20 protein-coding genes and 2 pseudogenes are annotated in these 24,161 nt (G+C 47.1%); 13 read left to right on the plus strand and 9 right to left on the minus strand.

The annotated features are described in order from the left end of the window. Positions 1-176: pseudogene (locus AK963_RS32020) on the plus strand (IS256 family transposase); the annotation flags it as partial. Positions 177-214: 38 nt separating this feature from the next. On the opposite strand, the gene ppsR reads toward AK963_RS32020, so the two are convergent. Continuing rightward, a complete protein-coding gene (ppsR, locus tag AK963_RS13115; RefSeq protein WP_066015908.1) occupies positions 215-1,036 on the minus strand; it encodes a posphoenolpyruvate synthetase regulatory kinase/phosphorylase PpsR in 822 nt (273 codons plus the stop codon). A 312-nt stretch (positions 1,037-1,348) separates the two neighbouring features. Here ppsR and ppsA point away from each other — a divergent pair, with 312 nt between their 5' ends. The 5 genes from ppsA to AK963_RS13140 all read left to right on the plus strand — a co-directional run bounded on the left by ppsA (position 1,349) and on the right by AK963_RS13140 (position 8,270). Then, a complete protein-coding gene (gene ppsA / locus AK963_RS13120) occupies positions 1,349-3,724 on the plus strand; it encodes a phosphoenolpyruvate synthase (protein ID WP_066015909.1) in 2,376 nt (791 codons plus the stop codon). 148 nt (positions 3,725-3,872) lie between these two features. After that, entirely contained in the window at positions 3,873-4,352 is a 480-nt protein-coding gene (gene rraA, locus AK963_RS13125) for a ribonuclease E activity regulator RraA (protein WP_066015910.1), read from the plus strand. A gap of 303 nt (positions 4,353-4,655) precedes the next feature. Further along, a complete protein-coding gene (pykF, locus tag AK963_RS13130) occupies positions 4,656-6,077 on the plus strand; it encodes a pyruvate kinase PykF (protein ID WP_066015911.1) in 1,422 nt (473 codons plus the stop codon). A 186-nt stretch (positions 6,078-6,263) separates the two neighbouring features. Beyond that, positions 6,264-6,812, plus strand: coding sequence for a heme NO-binding domain-containing protein (locus tag AK963_RS13135; protein WP_066015912.1), 549 nt, complete (start codon positions 6,264-6,266; stop codon positions 6,810-6,812). A 6-nt stretch (positions 6,813-6,818) separates the two neighbouring features. Further along, a complete protein-coding gene (locus AK963_RS13140; RefSeq protein ID WP_066015913.1) occupies positions 6,819-8,270 on the plus strand; it encodes an ATP-binding protein in 1,452 nt (483 codons plus the stop codon). Positions 8,271-8,286: 16 nt separating this feature from the next. On the opposite strand, the gene AK963_RS13145 is transcribed toward AK963_RS13140, so the two are convergent. From AK963_RS13145 to AK963_RS13175, 6 genes are all read right to left on the minus strand, one after another. Beyond that, a complete protein-coding gene (locus AK963_RS13145) occupies positions 8,287-9,288 on the minus strand; it encodes a threonine ammonia-lyase (protein ID WP_066015914.1) in 1,002 nt (333 codons plus the stop codon). A gap of 145 nt (positions 9,289-9,433) precedes the next feature. Beyond that, positions 9,434-11,080, minus strand: coding sequence for a hypothetical protein (locus tag AK963_RS13150; protein WP_139117393.1), 1,647 nt, complete (start codon positions 11,078-11,080; stop codon positions 9,434-9,436). Between the two features lie 298 nt (positions 11,081-11,378). After that, the gene (locus AK963_RS13160) at positions 11,379-13,040 is read right to left on the minus strand and encodes a sulfatase-like hydrolase/transferase (protein ID WP_066015917.1); all 1,662 of its coding nucleotides are present in this window, start codon (positions 13,038-13,040) and stop codon (positions 11,379-11,381) included. A 22-nt stretch (positions 13,041-13,062) separates the two neighbouring features. Next, entirely contained in the window at positions 13,063-13,881 is an 819-nt protein-coding gene (locus AK963_RS13165; RefSeq protein ID WP_066015918.1) for an SDR family NAD(P)-dependent oxidoreductase, read from the minus strand. Positions 13,882-13,902: 21 nt separating this feature from the next. Next, positions 13,903-14,292 carry a DUF4260 domain-containing protein gene (locus tag AK963_RS13170; protein WP_066015919.1) on the minus strand — a complete coding sequence of 130 codons (390 nt, stop codon included), beginning with the start codon at positions 14,290-14,292 and terminating at the stop codon, positions 13,903-13,905. Beyond that, complete coding sequence (locus AK963_RS13175; protein WP_066015920.1) at positions 14,289-15,509, minus strand: NADH:flavin oxidoreductase; 1,221 nt, start codon at positions 15,507-15,509, stop codon at positions 14,289-14,291. Before AK963_RS13175 ends, AK963_RS13170 begins: the two co-directional genes overlap by 4 nt. Before the next feature lie 108 nt (positions 15,510-15,617). On the opposite strand from AK963_RS13175, the gene AK963_RS13180 reads away from it, so the two are divergent. Beyond that, on the plus strand, positions 15,618-16,193 hold the full coding sequence (locus AK963_RS13180) for a TetR/AcrR family transcriptional regulator (RefSeq protein ID WP_238593725.1): 576 nt from the start codon (positions 15,618-15,620) through the stop codon (positions 16,191-16,193). Between the two features lie 86 nt (positions 16,194-16,279). Next, on the plus strand, positions 16,280-17,041 hold the full coding sequence (locus tag AK963_RS13185) for a hypothetical protein (RefSeq protein WP_066015922.1): 762 nt from the start codon (positions 16,280-16,282) through the stop codon (positions 17,039-17,041). A gap of 43 nt (positions 17,042-17,084) precedes the next feature. Here AK963_RS13185 and aceA read toward each other — a convergent pair whose 3' ends face one another. Continuing rightward, entirely contained in the window at positions 17,085-18,401 is a 1,317-nt protein-coding gene (aceA, locus tag AK963_RS13190; protein ID WP_066015923.1) for an isocitrate lyase, read from the minus strand. Positions 18,402-18,540: 139 nt separating this feature from the next. Here aceA and AK963_RS13195 point away from each other — a divergent pair, with 139 nt between their 5' ends. From AK963_RS13195 to AK963_RS13215, 5 genes are all read left to right on the plus strand, one after another. Then, positions 18,541-19,473: a LysR family transcriptional regulator gene (locus AK963_RS13195; protein WP_066015924.1), complete on the plus strand. Its 933-nt coding sequence runs from the start codon at positions 18,541-18,543 to the stop codon at positions 19,471-19,473. 185 nt (positions 19,474-19,658) lie between these two features. Then, complete coding sequence (locus AK963_RS36625; protein WP_274520519.1) at positions 19,659-19,790, plus strand: hypothetical protein; 132 nt, start codon at positions 19,659-19,661, stop codon at positions 19,788-19,790. Between the two features lie 169 nt (positions 19,791-19,959). Continuing rightward, complete coding sequence (locus AK963_RS13200; RefSeq protein ID WP_066015925.1) at positions 19,960-21,135, plus strand: alpha-hydroxy acid oxidase; 1,176 nt, start codon at positions 19,960-19,962, stop codon at positions 21,133-21,135. Positions 21,136-21,363: 228 nt separating this feature from the next. After that, positions 21,364-23,547 carry a malate synthase G gene (locus AK963_RS13210; RefSeq protein ID WP_066015927.1) on the plus strand — a complete coding sequence of 728 codons (2,184 nt, stop codon included), beginning with the start codon at positions 21,364-21,366 and terminating at the stop codon, positions 23,545-23,547. Between the two features lie 26 nt (positions 23,548-23,573). Continuing rightward, positions 23,574-23,786, plus strand: a complete 213-nt coding sequence (locus tag AK963_RS13215; protein ID WP_066015928.1) for a hypothetical protein — start codon at positions 23,574-23,576, stop codon at positions 23,784-23,786. Positions 23,787-23,971: 185 nt separating this feature from the next. Here AK963_RS13215 and AK963_RS35350 read toward each other — a convergent pair. Continuing rightward, positions 23,972-24,161 (minus strand): annotated as a pseudogene (locus AK963_RS35350) (IS630 family transposase); the annotation flags it as partial.

Genomic DNA, 24,161 nt, shown 5'->3' on the forward strand with positions numbered 1-24,161 from the left:
GCGTCATTCGTAAGGCGATCAAGAACCGGAAGATTTTTCGGACTGATGAGTCAGTCATGAAGGTAATCTATCTGGCCATGGAAAAAGCTTCCGAGAAATGGACCATGCCGATCAGGAACTGGAAAGCAGCCATGAACCGGTTTGAAATTATGTTTCCTGACCGGTTCAAGGAGTAATAGTTTTGGTGGCGTTTACACAGAATTATTTACAGGCTCTATTTTAACCGCCGTGTTAAATTCGCTTGATCCATGATCCGTGTCGCAATTTCCTCGACGGAAAATTCAGTCGTATTTATATAGCTGATTTGCTCCTGCTGGTAGATCTGTTCCACCATTTGTACTTCATGCTGGCACTGCCTGATTGATGAATAGCGACTGTTTGGTCGCCGCTCATTTCTGATGCCCGAGAGTCGGGCCGGATTGATAGTCAACCCAAACAGACGTTCTTTATGGGGCCGCAGAAAGTCAGGCAGTTTGATGCCTTTATCAAGATCATCTTCGGTAATAGGGTAATTAGCGGCAAAGATGCCAAACTGTAATCCTAGATAGATACAGGTTGGTGTTTTACCTGAACGGGAAGCTCCCAGCAAAATGATATCGGCCTTTTCATAGTGCCGGATACGGGCACCATCATCATTATCAAGCGCGAACTGAACCGCTTCGATGCGTCGGTGATAGCTGTCGCTGCTGGTTGTTGAGCGCTTCTTGCCAACGGTATACAGCGGGTGAGAGCCTAATTCCATCTCCAGGCCGGGAAGAAAGGTATCAAAAAGGTCAATAATATAAGCGCCACTGGTATGCAGAAGTTTGCTGACCTCTTCATTGAGCACGGTCATAAAGACGATAGGCTGAACCGCCTCATGCTGATGTGTTTCTTTAATAAGGGCTAGAGCCCGGACTGCTTTTTCGGAGGTATCAACATATGGCAGAGTGTTGTGACGAAATTTAGGTCCGGAAAACTGGGCAAGCAGGCTTTGCCCAAACGATTCAGCGGTAATGCCAGTACCATCAGAGATAAAAAAAACTGATCGCTCCATTCAATACACTCCAGCAGCAATTTTGTGATTAACGTCTCGAAAAAATACCATTTTTAGAAGTTTCTGGTACGCATTAAAAAAACAATGCATTCCAAGCTAAAAAACTCTTCCAATCTATAACATTTTCTAACAAACTATACCGGATTCTTCCCGATGAGAGAACCAGTGTCGTCTTATCAGCAGTACTATGACAGCCTTTTTGATGGCCTGGGAGCCGATCAGACTTAAATTCTGACAGGCACCTGGCGCAGTCGGTGTATTCTCAACGGTGAAACCCATGGTAATCCTTTGAAGTACAGGCAGGAGAGTGGCTTGAACAGTTCATCTTTACCAGAGTTTGTAGTGGGCCTGGATGCTCTGGGCAATAGTGATGTAGAGCGAGTCGGTGGAAAGAACGCCTCGTTGGGAGAAATGCTCAGCCATCTTGGCAAGGCAGGGGTTCGTGTGCCCGGTGGTTTTGCCACTACCGCAGAGGCTTATCGTGACTTTCTTGATGGTTCAGGGTTGTATGATCGTATTCATACCCTGCTGGATGCACTGGATATTGATGATATTCAGCAATTAACGCAGGCAGGCGCCAGAATTCGCCAATGGATTATGGATGAGCCATTCCGACCCGAATTTGAAGAAGCCATTGTCAACAGCTATCGTGAGCTCTGTGGTGATCAGGATGATCTTGCGGTTGCCGTTCGCTCATCAGCAACGGCGGAAGACCTGCCCGATGCCTCCTTTGCCGGACAGCAGGAAACCTTTCTGAATATTCGCGGCGCACAGAATGTTCTGCGAGCAGTTCGAGAAGTCTTTGCCTCTCTTTTTAATGATCGTGCGATTTCATACCGCGAGCATCAGGGCTTTGATCATCGGGATGTGGCATTGTCGGCGGGTATTCAGCGGATGGTCCGGAGTGAAACAGGCTCTGCTGGTGTGATGTTTACCTTGGATACCGAGTCAGGCTTCCGTGATGCCGTATTTATCACTTCCTCCTATGGTCTGGGAGAGACAGTGGTTCAGGGGGCTGTGAACCCGGATGAATTTTATGTTTACAAGCCCGCTCTGGAAGCAGGGCGCTCTGCCATTCTCCGACGCAATATGGGCAGCAAGGCCATTCAGATGGTATACGGTGATGCCGGAGAAACCGGGAGATCGGTTCAAACTGTGGATGTCGACCTTGAGAAGCGTCAGCAGTTTTCTATTAATGATGCCGATGTGCTGGAGCTGGCGCGTCAGGCCATGGCAATCGAAGCGCATTATGGCCGACCAATGGATATCGAGTGGGCCAAGGATGGGGATGACCAGCTGCTTTATGTGGTTCAGGCCAGGCCTGAGACAGTACAAAGCCGAACTGAGTCCAGAACCCTTGAGCGTTACCGCCTCTTGAAGCAGGGCAATATCCTTGCAGAAGGTCGAAGCATTGGCCAGCGCATTGGTCAGGGTAGAGTCTGCCTGGTGGATGATCTGGCGGATATGGATCGGGTTCGGGATGGTGATGTCCTGGTGACGGATATGACGGATCCGGACTGGGAACCTGTCATGAAACGTGCCTCAGCCATTGTCACCAACCGTGGCGGGCGTACCTGCCATGCAGCCATTATCGCCAGAGAGCTGGGTATTCCAGCGGTCGTCGGGTGTGGTGATGCTACCGATCTACTGAAAGATGGTCAGGCGGTTACCGTTTCCTGTGCCGAAGGGGATACCGGCTTTATCTATGAAGGTGAGCTTCCGTTTGATCACCAGAAGAAAGATCTGGATCAGATGCCAGAGCTGCCATTCAAGATCATGATGAATGTGGGTAATCCTGACCGGGCTTTCAGTTTCTCCCGACTGCCTAATGCCGGTGTCGGTCTTGCTCGACTGGAATTCATCATCAATAAGATGATTGGTGTTCATCCCAAGGCCTTGCTGAACTACAACAGCATGCCTGATGCCGTCAAACAGCAGATTGATGAGCGCATGGCGGGCTATGGTGATCCTGTTGATTTTTACGTCGAGAAACTGGTTGAAGGTGTAGCGTCTATTGCTGCAGCTTTTGCCCCTGAAAAGGTTATTGTTCGACTCTCAGACTTTAAGTCTAACGAATACGCCAACCTGATTGGCGGAAAGATCTATGAGCCTCATGAAGAGAACCCGATGTTGGGCTTCCGCGGTGCTTCCCGCTATATCTCGGAATCATTCAGAGATTGTTTTGAGCTTGAGTGCCGGGCCATGAAACGGGTGAGGGAAGAGTTTGGCTTGACCAATGTTGAGCTGATGGTGCCATTCGTCAGAACGCCGGATGAAGCTCACCAGGTTATCAAAATCATGTCAGATTTTGGACTTCGTCGTGGCGAAAATGATCTGAAGATCATCATGATGTGTGAGCTGCCATCCAATGCACTGTTAGCTGATGAGTTTCTGGATTACTTTGATGGCTTCTCCATTGGCTCGAACGATATGACTCAGCTGACTCTGGGACTTGATCGGGATTCGGGCTTGATTGCCCACCTTTTTGATGAGCGCAATGCTGCGGTAAAGCAACTGTTGTCGATGGCTATTCAGGCCTGTCGTCGGCAGGGTAAATACATCGGTATTTGCGGCCAGGGACCCAGTGATCACCCAGACCTTGCCCGCTGGTTGATGGAAGAGGGGATTAATACGGTTTCCCTGAATCCTGACTCGGTTCTGGAAACCTGGCTCTATCTGGCTGAATGATTCTGTAAGACCCAAGATAGTAGATTGCCATATCGGCATTGCAGCCATTTATGGCTGTTACTCAAAGACCATAAACTTTACAAAGCGCTGTGAAGCTTGTGGTCTTTTTGTTTATCATTTCAGCCATAATTGCCATGGGAGAATAATAATGAGCTTCACTACCCCTGATCTGTGCGATGACTTTGCCGATAAAATTCAGGTGGTTGAGCCAGGTTTTAAAAGCCTTGGCGGGAAAACCATTTTTGGTGGTGAGATTGTCACGATCAAATGCCATGAAGATAACTCCATGGTTCGGGAGCAGGTTTTCAGTGATGGTCAGGGTAAGGTACTGGTCGTTGATGGAGGTGGTTCCCTTAGAAGGGCATTGCTGGGTGATATGCTGGCAGAACAGGCCGTCAGTAACGGTTGGCAGGGGATTGTTGTCTATGGCTGTATCCGGGACGTGGAAGTGATTTCGCAACTCCAGCTGGGGGTTCACGCTCTCGCTACCCATCCAATGAAAACGGATAAAAAAGGACTTGGAGAGGTCAATATACCGATTCGCTTCCATGGCACCGATTTTATTCCTGGTCATTTCCTTTATGCAGATTTAAACGGTATTGTTGTTTCCGCAGAACGACTTGTTTAATTGTCTGAAGCCCTGTTTTATCGGATTCCAGGACTACCTGAACAGGGCAATTTTCAGTCAGTCATAAATAACGATTCTTTCTATAATAAGTCACTGTTTAACAAGCCTTTTCATAAGTTATTATCGTTGATGATTAATTAAACACCTTTTCGGAAATTACTGATCTAAAACGACGGATTTATTGCAAAAAGGCCAAGGTTTTCTTTCGTTTTTGCGGTAATATCCGCCCCCATCAAAGCGTCGGGGCATCATTCACCTGACCGCCAATCACACTAACCCCCCCCTCTGACGGAGAAAACTCCAGTGAGAAAGACCAAGATCGTCTGTACCATCGGCCCTAAGTCTGAATCCCATGAAATGCTGACCAAGCTGGTCGACAATGGCATGAATGTGATGCGACTGAATTTCTCCCATGGTGACTTTGACGAGCATGGTGCCCGTATTGCCCGTCTGCGAGAAGTAATGGCTGAAACCGGTAAGCGGGTTGCCATTCTTCTGGATACCAAAGGCCCTGAAATCCGTACTGTTAAACTGCAGAATGGCGATGACGTCATGCTGACTGCAGGGCAGGAATTTACTCTGACTACCGACACATCTGTTGTTGGAGACAGCACTCGCGTAGCCGTTACCTATGCAGGCCTGACTGCTGACCTGAAACCTGGTAACACTGTGCTGCTGGACGACGGACTGATTGAGCTGACCGTAAAAGAAGTCAAGGCTCAGGAAATCGTCTGTGAAGTTAAGAACAATGGTGAACTGGGTGAAAACAAAGGTGTAAACCTGCCGGGTGTTAAGGTTAACCTGCCTGCTCTGTCCGAAAAAGACAAAGCGGATCTGGTCTTCGGTTGCGAACAGGGTGTTGACTTTGTCGCCGCTTCCTTCATCCGTAAGGCCAGTGACGTCAAAGAGATCCGTGAGCTGCTGGATGCCAATGGCGGCCAGGAAATCCAGATCATTTCCAAGATTGAGAATCAGGAAGGCGTTGATAACTTCGACGAAATTCTGGCTGTTTCTGATGCGATCATGGTTGCCCGTGGTGACCTGGGTGTAGAAATCCCGGTTGATCAGGTAATCTTTGCCCAGAAAATGATGATCAACAAGTGTAACCATGCCCGTAAGCCGGTTATCACCGCTACGCAGATGCTGGATTCCATGATCAAGAATCCTCGTCCAACCCGTGCAGAAGCTGGTGACGTAGCCAATGCTATTCTGGACGGTACTGACGCGGTTATGCTGTCTGGTGAGAGTGCGAAGGGTAAATATCCTGCAGAATCAGTTGCTGTCATGGCGACCATCTGTAACAGCACTGACGGTAGCATGGAACTGCGTGTTGAAGATTTCGATGCTGAGATCGACAACTACCGCAGTATCACTCAGGCGGTATGTCGTGGTGCGGTTAAGACCGCTGATATCCTTGCAGCCAAGCTGATTATCGTTGCCACTGAACAGGGTAAGTCTGCACGCTCACTGCGTAAGTTCTTCCCTAAAGCCCAGATTCTGGCTCTGACGTCTTCTGAAAAGACAGCTAACCAGTTGAGTCTGAGCAAGGGCGTTACCACCAGCCTGGTACCACAGCAGGAAAACACCGATGCATTCTACAAGCTGGGTAAAGAGCTGGCTGTGAAGCACAACTTTGTTCAGTCTGGCGACCTTGTTGTTATGGTTTCCGGTGCTCTGGTTGAGTCAGGCACTACGAATACCGCTTCTGTGCATGTGATCGATTAATATTTAATCTTATCATCTTGCCTGTCCTTCCCTGGGAAGGGCAGGTAATCATTGATTCAGATATGTATATTTTCCATCTGTCATCCTATCCTGCCTAAAAATCAATCCGACTTTAATATCTGATAAATACTTTTGTGCCTGCTGCCGACAATAAGTAGCATCTAATTGCGTTTGGGGCTACTGCAGATGAAGGGCATCATTTTCACTGAATTCATTGAAATGGTGGAGTCGCGCTTCTCGGTCGAAGTCGCGGAACAGATAATCGAGACTGCCGATTTGCCCTCCGGTGGAAGCTATACCTCTCTGGGTACCTACTCACATCACGAAGTTTTGAAGCTGGTTATCAAACTGTCTTCTGTAAGTGGCGTTAATCCTGCAGATTTGCAGTTTGTTTTTGGTGAGTACCTGTTTGGCCGATTCAACGAAGTTCATCCTGAATTTTTTGATGGTGTACAAGGCTCATTTGAGTTTTTAAGTAAAGTTCAGGAATACATTCATGTAGAAGTGCGGAAGCTTTATCCTGAGGCTAATCCCCCAACGTTAACCTGTAAACGTATTGATGAACGTCACATGGAACTTCACTATGCGTCTCACCGCCCATTTGCTCCCTTGGCTTTTGGCTTGATTAAAGGATGCGGCATCCATTTTGGAGAAAACCTGACGATTCATTATGAGCCGTTACCAGGAACTGGTGACGGTACCGAAGCTCGCTTTCATTTGACTCTGGAAGGTTAATTGCGGATGGACGATAAAGCCTGGGAAAAACGCTATGAACGGGAGAAAGCCGCTCGTCTTCAAGCCGAGAAAATAGCTGAAGAAAAAACCAGGGAAATTTATTATCGAAATCTTGAGTTGAAAAAGCTGGCAGAGACTCTGGAAGAACAGGTCAAAGAACGAACTGCTCAACTTGAGTCCAATAACCATCGATTGGTTGAGTCCAGAAATACGTTGCGAACACACCAGTACGAATTACAGGAAATCAACCAGCGTTTACAGGAAAAAGCCGCTGAGCTTGAAAAAATCAGTCATCATAAATCGCAGTTTCTGGCTAACGTATCCCATGAATTAAGAACGCCACTTAATAGTTTAATGATTCTGGCAAGTATTCTGGCCGAGAATCATGAGGGGAACCTTACCTCTGATCAAGTTCACTCTGTCCAGATAATTTTCAATAGTGCCAATGAGTTACTGGAAATTATTGAAGATATTCTGGACATGTCGAAAGCAGAGGCAGGTGAGCTTAGTATCTATCAGGAAGATATTCTACTAGGTGATATCTGGCGCAGTCTAACGGATCAATTTATGCCAATCAGTAAAGAAAGGGAGGTTGATTTTGAAGTTATTTGTGCTCCGAACCTGCCAGAGTGGATACATACAGACCGGAAGCGACTTAAACAGATCCTCAAGAATTTATTAGCCAATGCTTTTAAATTTACCCCTAAAGGCGGCTCAGTAAAGTTATTGATCCACAAAGAAACATGGCGCGTTGGGAAGGACTTTTCATCAGAGGGGCTGGTTTTTCAGGTTACAGATAGTGGTATAGGAATTCCTAAAGATAAGCACGAAAGCATCTTCCATATGTTCAAACAGGCTGACGGTTCGACCAGTAGGAAGTATGGAGGGACGGGGCTTGGGCTCTCCATTTCGAGAAAGCTGGCGCGTATGCTTGAGGGAGATTTAACTCTGGAGAGTAAAAAAAGCCAGGGTTCAACCTTTTCACTGATACTTCCACCATTAACACTGGTTACCACTGAAAAATCCATTAGGAATGTCAACAGTGAATTTATTATTGTCAGCGAAGAAGATATTACTGAACCCTTCACAGGTCAGGAAGTGTTATTGGTGGATGATGATCTGAGAAACAGTTTTGCTCTTTCACGGTTATTGGAAAGTTACGGGCTCAAGGTTCATCTGGCGGAGAGTGGTCAGCAGGCGCTTGATTTTCTGGAAGAAAATAAGAGGATTGAGCTGCTGATTCTGGATATGATGATGCCAGTCATGGATGGATGTGAAGTACTGAAACATCTGCGGGGTAAAGTAGAGTTTCGCTTAATGCCCGTGATTATGCTGACGGCCAGCATGCTAAAAGATGACGAATTACTCTGTCGAGCGGCCGGTGCGGATGACTATTTACAGAAGCCAGTTGAAATAAGGGTTCTTATGGACCATATTCGGAGCTGGATTTCTGCCTGATTCAGGCTTTTCTGCCCTATTTTGATTGCAGTATGGAAGCGTACTTCTCTGCGTCAACATTACCTCCACTGCCAATAGCAACCACTGTTTTATTTTTAAAAAGCTCCGGGTTTTCCATTATCGCTGCAATAGCAACAGCACCACTGGGTTCCAAAACGAGGTTCATTTCGCTAAAAGCGAGCCTGACGGCCTGATTAATATTCTGAGAGTTTACGGTAACACCCTTGACGCCGGTTTTGAGTGTGATGTCCAGATTAGCTACCCCTGGTTCAAGGGCCATCAATGCATCACAGCCACAAGGTATATTTCCCTTGGCCCGACAGCGATTACCACTCAGTAGTGAAAGACTCATGCCATGATAGCCATTAACTTCTACGGCCCACACCTGAGCGCTAGATCCAAAAACCAGGCTTGCCCCTGCAACCAGACTCCCACCTCCAACAGGGCAGAGCAAGTGGTCACAGCGTATGCCAGACTGCTCAAGCTGTTCCTGCAGTTCCAGCGCCACTGAAGCTTGTCCGATAATTATTTCATAGTCATCAAATGGGTGTAAAAGTGTTGCGTTACGGGATAGAGCCAATTCCTTCGCCATATTACATGCAGCTTCTTCCCTGGAAGGATAGCTTGACTCGCAGAGGGTTACATGGGCTCCATATTTTTTTGCATTTTGTATTTTGGATCCTGGGGCATCATGTGGCATTACCAGGTGAACCGGAATATTGAGTATTTGACCGGCTGCAGCCAGCCCCGCAGCAAAATTTCCTGAAGAATACGCAGTAACACCCTGTTTTTGTTGTTTTTCTGTGAGGTTGAGCAACCTGTAAAGAGCACCCCGGAATTTGAATGCACCGGTAACCTGTAACGATTCAGCTTTGATCAGCACATCACCATTAATCAGATTACTTAAGTAATCTGATTTAATGAGTGGTGTGTTCCGTATATGTCCTCTGATCTGTTGGAATGCGCAGCTGAGTGTCTTGAAACTTGGAAATAAAGTGATTTTCGGTTCCGCTTTCATAATCCTGATGAATAAACAACCTCAAAATGCCTAAAACGAGCAGGTAGCCTGAAAGTCTCTAAAGAGCTCGCAATCCTAGCCAATCTACAAGATAGTCCATGATTAGCAGTTATGGGCAAATAATTGCTGGATCCCAACACGAGATTCAAATCTCTTGAATGGAATCATCGTGTATTAAGAAATGAGCTCGTGGTGTCGGTGGTTTCGTCAGTCTATTAATAATGGCTGGACAAATAGAAGGTATTGCACTGAGCGATGTCATCAGAGTCACAATTGAAGGACAGAGTATTTTAGTGACAGTCTGACTTGATTTTCCAAAGTATGATAACGTATCAGCGATAATCGTACTGGCCATTCCTACAAGGGCTATATCAAGATAAGAGTCTTTTAAGAACTCAGGGGCCTTGGCCGCAAGCTTATGAAAAGAGTGATACATAAAAAGAAAAAAACGTTGAAGAGGTCGTGGTAATCTGCAGTTAATATTACCTTTATCGAGGCGCTCCCCACACTGGACCAAGCCATCACATAAGCCAATAAAACCCATGAATAATATTAAAATCATGCCTATTTCTGGATGACCAACATAGACGGCAACATCTGCACTGATGGTCCCTGCAGCCCCATGTATGGCGATATGCTCAAGCACCAGGTTACAGGCTTTTAAAATATTAAACTCAATATTCTCGTTAATGGGAGGGGTTTTTTTAAAGTTTATGCATGTTTTGATTGCAGTCAATAGCGTTGGAATAGTAATAACTAATGGGCATATCATCGATGGAACATATTTTGATTTAAGAAATCCTGCATCATAAGCATGAGAAAAAATATCCGCAGGTACTGTACAGGCTGCAGCAATTAACGAACAGTTATAATAAAGTTTTTTAAAAAAAGAACGGGCTGTTTCTGGAATTATTCTCTTTGTCTTATTCAGGAATTGATTAATGGTTTCGCATAATGATAAGAAGAGTGAATTGTATGTTCTTTTCTTTTCACCAATTTTAAAAAGGCTATCAATCCACCCAATTAAAGAAGATAACACTATTACTCCTCCTGCAGAGTAATGGTGGCCAAGATAGTTAAGTATGTCTGCAAGTGCTGTAATGGGTGCGGCATGGCGATAGGTGCGCTTGCAAATGATGATAATAATATCTCCGTCACCAAGATACCGTTTCTCACGTTCATTATTGGCGGCCAAACTGTCCAGTAAGCTTTCAATCGTATCTAATGATGCAGTACTTTGTGAAACACCCTGTTGTGTAAGCTGAGCAGGGTGATCCCCGAGTAAAGTAACCGTTGAGTCACTCCCATCCGCCACATAAAAGGTAACTGACTGAAAACAGTGAGCCAATAGCTCAGGGGGTGACTGCATCACCTCCAGAGGATTTGAGGGCAGATCCAGCCGTGGTTCGCTCAAATAATGACGAGGCGTCGGGTCTGGTGCTATTGGCAGCCTTTGCAGTAGTTCAGCTTCAGAAGTTGAAAAAGGATCCGCTCTACATATCAAATCTTTCGTCAATTCAAAAGGGTTTACTACTACACTTGGGCACGAATTGCCCTGGCGCAGATGACTGTGCGGATAACAAACCTGGGGCAGCCTTTCTGGTAATGAGTAACAGGGTGCTGTTGAAGCTGTTCTGTTTTTTTGCTGGGAGGTAACTGGTATAAAATCAGCTGGCATAAGACTGAGTGAATGGGCTCTGAATCGGGACTTTGCACTGGTATTGACAGAAACAGGCTCTGATTTCGACATCATTATTCTGCACTTTCCTATATCCCCTGATGATACATTCATGCAAGAGTATCCCACTCATCAATAATCTTCTCATACATGACCTGATGTTCTTAGGTAAGTTCATGAATATATGACTGATACAAGCAATCAGCGATAGTATGAAAATATCAAGAATTAGAATTTATGAATTTTGGAACTATTAATAAATGCTTTGAGGCGAATGAGTTTGGGTGTTATTAGGGAGCCAAATGGACAGTGGGTATGGCTCCCTTCATGCTTAGGAAAACTTCATAGCTGTTTGAGTGATAAGTTTCATGTCTGGTTCGACTTCCATAAATGAAGCTTAAATAAGATTTTATCAAATACAGGTTTTTCCAACGAGTGGAATATCCAGAGGATCGCAGTTATAAATCAACCGTCCCCGGTCACCATGAAGGTAGTCCAGCAAATGTTCAGATCTTTTTGAGGGAGCCATGCTGGAAGCCGGTAGTTCCTGAAGCTCTGAAACAGGTCGAGGATAACTGGCCCAGTCTTTGGGTGGGTGCCAGCCGGGCGGTGAGGATATTCGGGCTCTGGTACCATTGATAGGATAAAGCGCCCGATGATCGAGTATTTCCTGAGACATTTTTCCGACCCGGCCAGGGTGCTTACTGGCCAGATTATTATACTCTCCCGGATCTTCAGCCAGGTTGTAGAGTTCGTGGGTCACGGTGGTGGCCATGGGATCCATGGTTAGCCACTGAACCAGCTTCCAGTCACCATCAATGGCGGTAAAGCCAAAGGAGTTATAGAGAGGAATCTCTGAGGCAAAGAAGATCGTGTCATCCCTGGAGACTTCCTTATTGTCCAGAAGGGCAGGTGTCATATCGATGCCGTCGAACTCCAGCTGGTTCTGTGGAGAAACGCCTGCTGCTTTTGCCAGCGTCGGAAAAACATCCATAACCGTCATGGCCTGATCAAGGTTTAAGCCGGCAGGAATCTTTTCAGGCCAGCGAATAACGGAGGCGACTCGTATTCCGCCTTCATAGACTTCCCCTTTACCGCCACGAAATGGTGTGTTGTCACCGCCACCACGACCGTATACTCGTGTTGCTCCATTATCGGAAAAGAACATGACTATCGTATTGTCGGCAATGCCCTCCTCATCCAGGGTGTCTAGTACCCTGGCAACGGCCTGATCCATGGCATCAACAACTGCGGCGTATAATGGACGACGACTCTCTGCTCCAGTCACTTTGGCAAGGCGTGATATTTTATCCGACGGGCTTCTTGCCGGTGGGCGCTCATCTTTCATATCACGATATTTCTCAACCAGCTCATCGGGAGCCTCAAGGGGTTCATGAGGTGCCAGGAAGGGCAGGTAAAGGAAGAATGGACGACTCTTATCACGGTTTCTGATCCATTCGGATGACTGATCGGCCAGCATGAAGGTTTCATAGCCTTCTGAGCCACCTTTCTCCCCGGTTACGGTGCCGGCCAGTGTTTGGCCGTTAACCTGAAAGTCCGAACCTCCGAGGTTGTTAAAGGGGGGGTAGTAACCAACTTCGGTGTGCAGATGGCCATAGAAATGGTCAAAGCCGCGCTCATTGGGGTGAAACACCTGCTGAGAATGCCCAAGATGCCATTTACCAAACATCGCTGTCTGGTAACCGGCTTCCTGGAAACTTTCCGGCATAAAATGCTCATCAGTATGAACACCGCCGCTGTCCCATGGCAGTAAAACACTGTAGGCAACACCAAGCCTCATGGGATCCCGGCCAGTCATCAGTGCTGCACGGGTTGGAGAGCAAATGGGCGTCGTGTAAAAGCGGTCAAGGGTCATGCCTTCTTCGGCAAGACTGTCCAGGGCAGGGGTTTCGATACCGGAGCCCCGAAAACCAGGGTCTGCGTAACCAATATCATCAGCCAGCAGGATAATAATATTGGGTTGCTCAGGTGTTGTTGCATTACTTTCAGCAAAAATCGGTGCTGATGAGGCAATAGCTGATGCTAAAGCCGCTCTTATTATTATTTTTTTCATCAGATAAAATCTCTGGGTAGCCTCAGGCGGCTCTGGATTGTCGGGCAATCTTAACCATGGGCTTCAATATCGCAGTGGGGAGCAGGCGTTTGACAATGTCCAAAATGATGGCGTCTCTGCCAATTCTCAAACGAACTTTGTTTTTCTCAACGGCCTCAATAATTTCATTAGCTGCAAAGTCTGCGGTAACGCCCATTTTCTGAGCCATTTTGTAATTTCTTTTGGCAACCGCGATATTGTCAGACTCTTTCAGAGTTGCCTGAATCATTTCCGTTTTGATGCAGCCTGGATGGACTGAGGTTACGCCGACACCATCGTCTTTCAGCTCAGACCAGAGCGTTTCACTTAGTCCGCGCACACCCGCTTTGGTTGCACAATAAGACCCCTGATTAGGCAACCCGGTATAAGCAGCCATACTGGACAGGTTAACAATATGAGCGTGTTTGGCTGTTCTCAGTGCATCCATAAAGAAGTGACAGCCGTAGATGGTTCCCCAGAGGTTGATGTTGATCATTCGTTCCCAGTCCGTTAGAGAGTGGGTGGCGACACTTTTCTGAATGGTGATTCCGGCGTTATTGATCAGTAAATTGATAGTACCGAATTTTTCAATCACAGCACTGGCCATCTGCTCCATTTGTTCACGATTGCCAATATCCGTGGTGAACAACAGCACATCAATACCCGGCTGCTGTACTTTTGCCCTGGTTTCTTCCAGAGCCTGCGGGTTGATATCAATAAGTGCCAGGTGGCAACCTCGACCGGCCAGCTGCTCAGCAAGAGCACGGCCCAAACCTCCACCAGCACCGGTAATAACGGCGACATGTCCTTTTTTAATTTTCATGATCAGATCAATCCGGTCGTTTTATTTCAGTAGCGGTGTATCGATAGGCAGTTGATTCGTCCCCAGATCGGTATGACAGAAGCTGTCTTCATATTTCAGCCCCCAGCCGATCGTGCGATCGAATGCACAGTGCGCCAGCCATACCAGGCCAATCTGTTGCGCCATTACGATCTCCAGCGTAAGGCCTGCAACCAGTAAAAGGGTTGGCCAGATAAAGCAGTGCACCAGGTTGTAGGTAAAGGCACCAAATGACTTACTCCTGAGATACCCCAAAATGGAGAGATCGGGTAGGGCAAACGTCAGGGCGAAAAACAGCCACGATAAACCAAAGTAGTGGTACAGATACAGACTGCATACCAAAACTGCCATTGCCTCGAGACGTTTCTGCGTTGTCGGGTCAGTGAATTTCATGCAACCTGCTCATGCTTGATATTGAGAGGGCAGTGGACACCACCAGGGACTTCGATGGTGGTGACACAGCGGTTGCAATGGGTACAACCATTAACGTAGTTGCCTTGCTGAGCCATGGCATTTTTAACGTAGTTCGGGTCTTTGATCAGTGCACGGCCGATCTGCACAAAATCGATACCTTCTGCCATGACTGTTTCCAGACTTTCCATGGTATGACAACCACCGATATAAACCAGCTGAGCATTTTTCACCCGGTCACGAACTCGCTTGCAACCTTCCAGAAAATAGAGCTCCTCGTATGGGTATTCCTTGAACATCTTGGGCCCCATAAAGCGGAAAGCCGCTTTCATGATTGGGTTGGTCTGTGACTCCGCCATGCCTTCAGCGATCGAATCTCCGCGGAACATGTGCATGACGTTGTAGCTACTGGTACCACCGCTGGTAATCAGAGCGTCGATACCGCCTTTATCAAGATGCGCAGCCACTTCAATGGCTTCATCACGCGATAACCCACCACGAACCGCATCTGTCAGTCCCATTTTTCCAAGGACTGGGAAATCATCACCCACTGCTTTGCGGACAGCCTCCAGGGCTCGAAGAGGAAGGCGCATACGGTTATTGAGACTGCCGCCATAACGGTCTGTCCGCTTATTGGTCTTGGGGCTGATAAACTGGCTCAGTCCATAGCCATGGCCAAAATGCACTTCAATGGCATCAAAGCCAATCTCTTTCATCATGACACCGGCTTCATAATAGGTATTAACCATGTAGTCGATGTCTTTCTCGGTCATTGCGTCAGACCAGGGCTTGCCAACGGTCAGGCCTAATGGGTTAACCATGGCAGTAGGGCCTTTAGGGCGCTTCAGGCGCTGGAGTTTCCGGTTTTTGGAGAAGTGGCCACAGTGGGCCATCTGGCCGGAGACTTTAGCACCGGTAGACTTCAAATCGGCAATCATATCGCCCAGTGGCTTACGGACGTAATCGCCCATATACATCATCTGGTCATTCACACGACCATCAGGGTCTGTTGTGCAATAACCAATAGTGGTCATCCCAACGCCACCCTCACAGAACTGACGATGAAACTGATGCAGCGCCTCACCTGGAATGCCATCCGGTGTCTTACCTTCAAAGGTGGCCGCCTTGATGATACGGTTACGGAGTTCAAGAGTTCCCAGCTTCGCCGGACTGAATGCTTTCTGGAGTAATGGGCTCATTTTCTTATTGTTCTGATTTATGTAATGATGTTGCATAACTTATGCAATGGCCTTGCATAAATCAACTTTTTTATTAATTTCGTATATAAGGGTCGTAGTAGATCAGTGGTGGAAAAAAGAAAGACGCAGGCAGAGAGAAGGGCAGAAACACGACAACAGGTTCTTGATAGCGCCTGTCGCCTTTTTGGTAGAAACGGCTATGCAAATACCTCCCTGGAAGAGATTGCCAGTGACTGTGGCCTCACAACCCGTCCTGTATACCATTACTTTGGCAATAAACTGGCACTTTTCCAGGCAGTCAATGATGTTATGGTATCCAGAATTCTTGCTATCCAGCATGAACCACGTTCTGGTAACAAAGCAACACGTTTTATGGCGATCTGGGAGGCCTTTCTGGATCTCTGTGATGACCCCGGATTCAGGCAGGTCGTTTTGATTGACAGCCCTACAATTCTAGGGCGTGAGCGCTGGAAAAAAAGCCCTGTCACTGCCCGCGCCGAAAGCCTGTTGATCAATCAGCAGGAAGGGGAGAAAGAGCATTACCGTCAGAAATTATTAAGTAGAATGGCGATTGCAGCAATGGCAGAAGCTGCCTTGATGATTGCTGATGCAGAGGATATTCAATTGGCTAAGCAGGAGGCCAATGCAGTCGTGAGTTCAGTTCTGAAAAAATTAGTAGTGTAATTTATTCATAATTGAACTTATCAAGGAACATCGAATCGAAAGGGCTGTGCGCTTAAGTGTTTTCTGAGGCAGTAGAGGTTTGAGAGATGTTGCCGGCGATCCCAAAGGTAATTGGTTCTGGTACGTTCGTTATTAATGATGAGCAGCAACAAGTCAATAAAAAAGATGTTCACAGAGTGGCGCTTAATCTGTGTGGTAGATACAGTTCCGCATTAGCCCAAAAATGGGCCACCCAGATTTTAAGAGTTACCAATACGTTGCTTAATTCCGCACAAATAAATTCCGATGATGTAGAAGCATTCCATCGTGAACTGAATAATAGATTTGTGAATCCAGCAAATGCGGCCATTCATTGCACTTTTAGTTCACAAGATTTTACAAGAAGAGCGACTCAAATTCTTAAGGATACTTCTTCGTATCTGACATCCCACCAAACCAATGCTCATGATGGAACCGAACTTCGTCGTTCGCTCGCTGACAGACTCATATCCCCACTCCCTGAAAGCACACGCAGGAATGCTACCTTGGAATCCAGGTGTATGGGGAAAGAGATGGCTTTTAGACCGTTAAATAAGATTTACCAGAACTTCGTAGATGCTTCGCCTAATTACAGAACCAAACAACTTGCGAACGAGCTCATGTTTAAATGCATTCTGTCAGGGCAAGAGTATCGGGATATCCTTGAACAGTCCCGTTTGAATAGGTGCCGGTCTGCTGGTTTTCTATTAGACACATTAATGACTGACAGTCATCTCAGGGCATCACCAGAAAAAGTGGCTTCTGTTTTTGAGGAAGTATTGAAGAGTAAATGTCCTGGTTTAGCCAAAAGGCTTTATTCCGAGGGGTAAGAGCCCTTAATTCATGGATAATTAAGGGCTCTTTTTGATGAGGTTAGAACTGCTCTTCTTCAGTAGAACCGGTCAATGCAGTGACAGAAGACTGGCCTCCCTGGATAACGGTAGTCATATCGTCGAAGTAACCGGTGCCAACTTCCTGCTGGTGAGCAACAAAGGTGTAGCCTTTTTCAGCAGCACCAAACTCTGGCTCCTGAACCATTTCTACATAATGCTTCATGCCTTCACCCTGAGCGTAGTTATGAGCAAGTTCAAACATGTTGTACCACATGTTGTGAATGCCGGCGAGAGTGATGAACTGGTACTTGTAGCCCATATCGCTCAGTTCCTGCTGGAATTTGGCGATGGTTTCATCGTCCAGATTTTTCTTCCAGTTAAAGGATGGTGAGCAGTTATAAGCCAGCAGCTGGTCCGGGTACTCAGCTTTGATCGCATCAGCAAACTTACGGGCTTCTTCCAGATCAGGAGTCGCAGTTTCACACCACAGCAGATCTGCATATGGAGCATAAGCAAGACCACGAGCGATGGCTTGATCAATGCCTGCTTTGGTCCGGAAGAAACCTTCAGGGGTTCTTTCGCCAGTCAGGAATGGAGCGTCGTAGGCGTCGCAGTCAGATGTAATCAGGTCAGCAGCGTTGGCATCGGTACGCGCCAGAACAATGGTGGGTACATCAGCAACGTCAGCAGCCAGTCGTGCAGCAATCAACTTCTGTACTGCTTCCTGGGTTGGAACCAGTACCTTACCACCCATATGGCCACATTTTTTAACAGAAGCCAGCTGGTCTTCAAAGTGGACGCCGGCAGCACCAGCCTCGATCATGCCCTTCATCAGCTCATAGGCGTTCAGTACACCACCAAAGCCTGCTTCTGCATCAGCAACAATCGGAGCGAACATCTCAACATAACCTTCGTCACCTGGCTGCTTACCCGTTTTCCACTGAACCTGGTCAGCACGACGGAAACTGTTGTTGATGCGTTTGACTACCGCTGGTACAGAGTCAACAGGGTACAGAGACTGGTCAGGGTACATAGTACTGGCAGTATTATTGTCTGCCGCAACCTGCCAACCGGAAAGATAGATCGCTTCAATGCCTGCTTTAACCTGTTGCACTGCCTGACCACCGGTGAGGGCGCCGAGGCAGTTTACATAACCTTTTTTAGACTGGTTACCATACACCAGATCCCAGAGCTTCTCGGCACCCTGTCTGGCAATGGTATTTTCAATTTTGACAGAGCCTCTCAGACGGACAACGTCTTCTGCACTGTAGGTTCTTTTTACATTTTTCCAGCGAGGGTTTTCCGCCCAGTCTTTTTCAATGCGGGCAATTTCTTCGGAGCGGTTATAGCGAGCCATCTTATTTTTCCTCCCCCGGAAAGCGAGGTGTAGTTATGCGACCGTTTAAATTCAAACAAATGTTTGATTTACGCAGACCATCCTAAACACCTGAGATAGATTCTGGTAATTTATAAGAGTTATCTCGGGTATTTATAGAATGAATATTGCACGCGTTGATCTGAATTTGATGGTTTATCTGGATGTTCTGCTCAGGGAGCGGAATGTAACCCGTGCCGCTGAACAGTTAGGAATTACACAGCCTGCTATGAGCAATGGGCTTCGTAGACTGCGGGAGTTGTTTAATGATCCTCTGTTAATCCGGACCAGCGAAGGGATGACGCCAACAGAACGTGCACTTGAACTCCAGCCACTGATTCGTGAAGCTCTGCTGGCCATGGAGAAAACGATTCAGCCAAAAGAGAAGTTTGATCCTGAAATCAGTCAGCGGGTATTCAGGATCATGGCTTCTGATTATGCCGAGTCAACCCTTATTCCTCTAGTGTTGAAGCAGGTGCGTTCATTGGCACCGAGCGTGACACTGGATGTCTTAACGCCCAGTGATGTGAGCTTTCACGATGTAGAGCAGGGGTGGGTCGATATGGCCATTAACCGTTTTGATAGTCTGCCTCAGTCGTTTTATCAATCCCGGATCTGGCAGGATGACTTTTCCTGTGTGGTGAGCAGAGAAAACCCCATACTGAATAACTTTACACTGGACAGCTATCTTCAATCCCAGCATATCTGGGCCAGTAAAACCGGCATGGGTGTTGGTGTCGGGGTTAATCCTGAAGATGTACAGCGTCTGGGATGGGTTGATGAAGCATTGGCGGCTGTTGGCAAAAAACGTAAAATCAGTGTGTTTACACGCCACTATCAGGTGGCAATGCTGTTATCTGCTCAGAATGATCTGATTGCTACACTCCCCAGCCGGCTTGCAGATATCGAACGCTTTAGTACAAAACTTGCTGTTGTCAGGCCTCCGTTTGACATTCCATCCTTTGATCTATCCATGGCCTGGAGCCCTTTGCTCCATCATGACTCTGCACATCAATGGTTGAGACAGATTATTAAATCAGTGGCTGAAGAGTGATTATTTGGTTAACCCTTACCCATTCAAACAAATAACATCAAAAGATAACAATTAGTACTGTTGCTCTTTGTTTTTATGTGTTCTAATTTGGTTGCTTTCGCTGATTTGCGCGAAACAGAAGAGGAAATTAAGTCGTTATCCTCCGTTAAAGAAGTACAAAATCAGTTGGATTACTGGAGAAGAAAATGGATTGGCTGAGTGACCTTGAAGCAGAGCATGCACTGTTTGATGTTGCCGAAGAGTGCAAGGAATTTATGGCCGAGTCATACTACTTGTTAATCTCTGAGCAGCAGCAGGGTGTTGTTCTGGACGACTGATTTGCCAGAGAAAGTCCTATCTAAAAAGCCCTTTTCTTTTAGCCAAAAGAAAAGGGCTTTCTTTTATGTCCCACAGCCTCCTATCTTGACCGGGAATAACACTCTAATTTTGCACAATTGTTTTTGCCCACTAGATTTATCGAACACTGAGTGAATTTGGGCAGATAATATGTGTACCACTCTCTCAAGCCTTGAAAAAGTCTGCTCTATTCATGATTTACAGACTCTCGCCAGAAAACGTGTGCCGAAAATGTTCTATGACTATGTAGACTCAGGGGCCTGGTCTGAAAGTACCTATAAAAGAAATGACTCTGACTTTAATGATCTGCTTTTTCGACAGCGGATTGGGATTGATGTGGCCCAAAGAAACACCACCTCACTTATGGCAAAGACTCCAGTAACGATGCCGGTTGCACTTGCACCTGTTGGTTTGGCAGGCATGCAGTATGCTGATGGTGAGATTCTTGCAGCCAGGGCTGCAGAAACATTTGGTGTTCCCTTTACACTGTCTAGCTTGAGTATCTGTTCAATTGAAGATGTTGCCCGCCAGACCAGTCGGCCTTTCTGGTTTCAATTGTATGTCTTTAAAGATCGTGATTTTACCCGGCAGCTGATGGAGAGAGCCAGAAATGCTGGTTGTAATACGCTGGTGGTAACCATGGATTTGCCAATAATGGGGCAAAGGCATAAGGATGTAAAAAACAGGCTATCGGCACCACCCAGGCTGACAGTCTCATCGCTGATGCAGTTCCTTAACCACCCTGGCTGGTGCCTGAAGATGGCTCGTACAACACGCCGTACTTTCGGGAATATTGTTGGCCATGCAAAGGGAGTCACAAACCTGCGTTCTCTTGCCGTGTGGACGTCAGAGCAGCTGGATGCCTCTTTAAGCTGGAAGGACTTGGAGTGGATTCGTGATCAATGGGATGGGTATTTGATCATTAAAGGGGTACTGAACACTGAAGACTTAAATCGCACGATTGATATAGGCGCTCAGGCCGTGGTTGTCTCTAACCATGGAGGGCGCCAACTGGATGGAGCTCCTTCAACCATCAGAACTCTGGCAGGAATCGTAGAAGCAGCCAATAAGCAAGTCTCAGTATTACTGGATAGTGGGGTTCGCAGTGGTCAGGATGTACTTAAAGCAATTGCGCTGGGCGCTCAGGGAGTTCTTATTGGGCGAGCCTTTGTTTATGGACTGGGTGCAGCAGGCCAGGCAGGTGTAGCAAAGGCCCTCGAGATCATTCATAAAGAGATTGAGTCGACCATGGCACTGGTCGGTGAAACAGAAATCCCCGGTCTGGGCACTCATAATTTGATTATTCCTGGCCATTTTTCGATTTAACAGTCAGAAAACATCATTCATAGAATAAATATCCGTCATTGCAGTAGTTAATTGGAAATACAACCTCGCTTCGATAACATGGAGGATGGAACTGTTGTGCTTGAGAGCGGTTTTATCCGTCTGTGAGGTAAATTCTGCCTGCCCACTCGTTGACTTTTCCCCGTACATAGCTGCAGCATAATGCATACGTCAGTTGCATAATAATGATAATCAGGAAGTGAGGTTAAAATGACTGAACGCGTCCAGAAAGGTGGCCTGCAAATAGCGCGGGTACTCCATGATTTACTGGTGAATGACATTGTTCCGGGAACCGGCGTGGATCCGGAGAAGTTCTGGCTGTCGCTTGAAGCGTTGGTTAATGACCTTGCCCCTGAAAACAAAGCACTTCTGGCTCGCCGGGATGAACTTCAACAGAAGATTGATGCATGGCACCAGCAAAACCGCTATACCGAGGAGAATAAACCTGCGTACAGGTCGTTTCTTGAGGCGCTCGGATACCTCCTTCCAGAAGGTGATGATTTTTCCATCTCGACCAGTAATGTCGACAGCGAAATAGCGCGTCAGGCAGGGCCACAATTGGTAGTCCCTGTGATGAATGCCCGATTTGCCTTGAATGCGGCCAATGCCCGCTGGGGCAGCCTTTATGATGCACTCTATGGAACAGATGCTATTCCAGAAAGTGAGGGTGTAGAAAAGGGGAAAGGGTATAACCCGATTCGTGGCAGGAAAGTGATTGAGTTCGGTCGTGAGCTGCTGGATACAGCGGCTCCATTGGCTTCAGGTAGCCATAAAGAAGCAACCCGCTATCAGGTGCTTGAAAACAGCCTGGCCATTTCCTTGAAGGACGGTTTAATCACATCCCTGAAAGAGCCCGAAAAGTTCTGTGGTTATACCGGGCTCCCCGAAAACCCTGACTCAATACTGTTGAAAAACAATGAATTACATATTGATATTCAGATTGACTCTGAAGGTGTAATCGGCAGAGACGATGCTGCCGATGTTCAGGATCTGATCGTTGAGGCTGCCATTACCACCATAATGGACTGTGAAGACTCAGTCGCGGCAGTGGATGCAGAAGACAAGGCTCAGGTATATCGCAACTGGCTCGGGCTGATGAAAGGCGACCTGGAAGATACTTTCGTTAAAGGTGACAAGCCTGTGACACGAAAGCTGAGCTCTGACCGGGTTTACACCGCGCCAGATGGTGGTGAACTGGTGTTACCCGGAAGAAGCCTGATGTTTGTACGAAATGTCGGCCACCTGATGACCAATGATGCCATTCTCGATGCCCAGGGTAATGAAATTCCAGAGGGTATTATGGATGGTATGTTCACCTCCCTGATTGCCATTCACGACCTGAAGAAAAAGGCGGGTAGCCAGCAGAACTCCCGAGAAGGCAGCATTTATATCGTGAAGCCAAAGATGCATGGGCCTGAAGAAGTCGCCTTCACCTGCAAACTGTTCTCACGTATCGAAGCAGCTCTTGATATTCCTGCCAATACATTAAAGGTCGGTATTATGGATGAAGAGCGCAGAACCTCCATAAACCTGAAAGCTTGTATCCACGAGGCCAGAGAGCGCATTGTCTTTATCAACACCGGCTTTCTGGATCGTACCGGGGATGAAATACATACCAGCATGGAAGCCGGTCCTGTCATTCCAAAAGGGGAAATGAAACAGTCTACCTGGATTCAGGCCTATGAAGATCAAAATGTTGATGTTGGTCTGCACACAGGCCTGCCCGGCAAAGCCCAGATTGGTAAGGGCATGTGGGCGATGCCTGATGAAATGGCAAAAATGATGGAGCAGAAGGTTGCCCATCCCCTGTCAGGAGCCAACACCGCGTGGGTGCCTTCTCCCAATGGTGCAACACTTCACGCCGTTCATTATCACAGGGTCAATGTTCTTTCCCGACAGGAAGAGTTGGCCAGCCGTCAAAAAGCCAGTGTTGATGACATTCTTCAAATTCCGGTAATGCCTGATTCAAACAAACTATCCGCAGAGTTGATCCAGAAAGAGCTGGATAATAATGCCCAGGGAATTCTTGGCTATGTGGTGCGCTGGATTGATCAGGGCGTTGGATGTTCAAAGGTTCCAGATATCAACGACATTGGCCTGATGGAAGACCGCGCCACGCTGCGAATTTCCAGCCAGCACATTGCCAATTGGCTTCGTCATGACATCTGTTCAGAAGAACAGGTAATGGAAACCATGAAGCGTATGGCCGTTATTGTAGATCGGCAGAACGCTGGTGATGCGGCTTATCAGCCCATGGCACCGGACTTTGATAAGAGCATTGCCTTTGCTGCAGCCTGTGAGCTGGTATTTAAAGGATGTGAGCAGCCCAATGGCTATACCGAGCCTGTGCTCCATAAGCGCCGGAAAGAGTATAAAGCAGCCAACCCTGCTTAAAGGGGACTTTAGTTTAATCTGGAGGGATGTATGAAATACATACCAGCATGGACGCTGGCTCTCTCATTCCAAAAGGAGAGATAAAACCGGTTAAGGATAAAGCCAGTGAGGATCATAATATTGATATTGGCTTCCATTTTAGCCTGCCCGGCAAAGCCCAGGTCCTTAAGGTGTGGGCGATACCTGATGAGGTGGTAAAGATAAGTAGCTCATCCTCTGTTGGGTGCTACCCTGCCTGAGAGTTCCGAACATTCTCATAACAACTCTTTTCACCGAGCCGGTACAGGGAACCCCTCCTATTACTATCAGCTTCCTTGCGACTCGCCATTTCATTAACCAGTCTGGCCGCTATACCCATGGCTGCCAGTTTTTGCCGCTGGCTATTGGCAACTGCGGAAGGTGTAATACCAATTGAATTTTCTAACTACTGTATAACTGCCCAATCACGGGAGCACAGACTGAACAGTCGACCAGCTTCGCTGCAAAGGTTATTCCAAGCTTCACAGCAACAATCTACAATATTTTCATAACCTGAAAATGCTTTGTTTGATAAGTCATGCTCCCGCATCCACTCCCATAGCCTTTCTGAGCTGTTTAACTCCGGTGCGAATGGT

Origin of the sequence: Endozoicomonas atrinae (genome assembly GCF_001647025.1) — a bacterium.
GTDB classification, from domain to species: Bacteria; Pseudomonadota; Gammaproteobacteria; order Pseudomonadales; family Endozoicomonadaceae; genus Endozoicomonas; species Endozoicomonas atrinae.

Coding starts and splice junctions, on each gene's coding strand:
- AK963_RS13185 (WP_066015922.1), top strand. CDS start 16,280: ATGTTGCCGGCGATCCCAAAGGTAATTGGTTCTGGTACGTTCGTTATT.
- aceA (WP_066015923.1), bottom strand. CDS start 18,401: ATGGCTCGCTATAACCGCTCCGAAGAAATTGCCCGCATTGAAAAAGAC.
- AK963_RS13175 (WP_066015920.1), bottom strand. CDS start 15,509: ATGAGCCCATTACTCCAGAAAGCATTCAGTCCGGCGAAGCTGGGAACT.
- AK963_RS13210 (WP_066015927.1), top strand. CDS start 21,364: ATGACTGAACGCGTCCAGAAAGGTGGCCTGCAAATAGCGCGGGTACTC.
- AK963_RS13200 (WP_066015925.1), top strand. CDS start 19,960: ATGTGTACCACTCTCTCAAGCCTTGAAAAAGTCTGCTCTATTCATGAT.
- AK963_RS13195 (WP_066015924.1), top strand. CDS start 18,541: ATGAATATTGCACGCGTTGATCTGAATTTGATGGTTTATCTGGATGTT.
- AK963_RS13165 (WP_066015918.1), bottom strand. CDS start 13,881: ATGAAAATTAAAAAAGGACATGTCGCCGTTATTACCGGTGCTGGTGGA.
- AK963_RS13135 (WP_066015912.1), top strand. CDS start 6,264: ATGAAGGGCATCATTTTCACTGAATTCATTGAAATGGTGGAGTCGCGC.
- rraA (WP_066015910.1), top strand. CDS start 3,873: ATGAGCTTCACTACCCCTGATCTGTGCGATGACTTTGCCGATAAAATT.
- AK963_RS36625 (WP_274520519.1), top strand. CDS start 19,659: ATGGATTGGCTGAGTGACCTTGAAGCAGAGCATGCACTGTTTGATGTT.
- AK963_RS13170 (WP_066015919.1), bottom strand. CDS start 14,292: ATGAAATTCACTGACCCGACAACGCAGAAACGTCTCGAGGCAATGGCA.
- AK963_RS13160 (WP_066015917.1), bottom strand. CDS start 13,040: ATGAAAAAAATAATAATAAGAGCGGCTTTAGCATCAGCTATTGCCTCA.
- AK963_RS13215 (WP_066015928.1), top strand. CDS start 23,574: ATGTATGAAATACATACCAGCATGGACGCTGGCTCTCTCATTCCAAAA.
- AK963_RS13150 (WP_139117393.1), bottom strand. CDS start 11,080: ATGAATGTATCATCAGGGGATATAGGAAAGTGCAGAATAATGATGTCG.
- ppsR (WP_066015908.1), bottom strand. CDS start 1,036: ATGGAGCGATCAGTTTTTTTTATCTCTGATGGTACTGGCATTACCGCT.
- AK963_RS13145 (WP_066015914.1), bottom strand. CDS start 9,288: ATGAAAGCGGAACCGAAAATCACTTTATTTCCAAGTTTCAAGACACTC.
- AK963_RS13140 (WP_066015913.1), top strand. CDS start 6,819: ATGGACGATAAAGCCTGGGAAAAACGCTATGAACGGGAGAAAGCCGCT.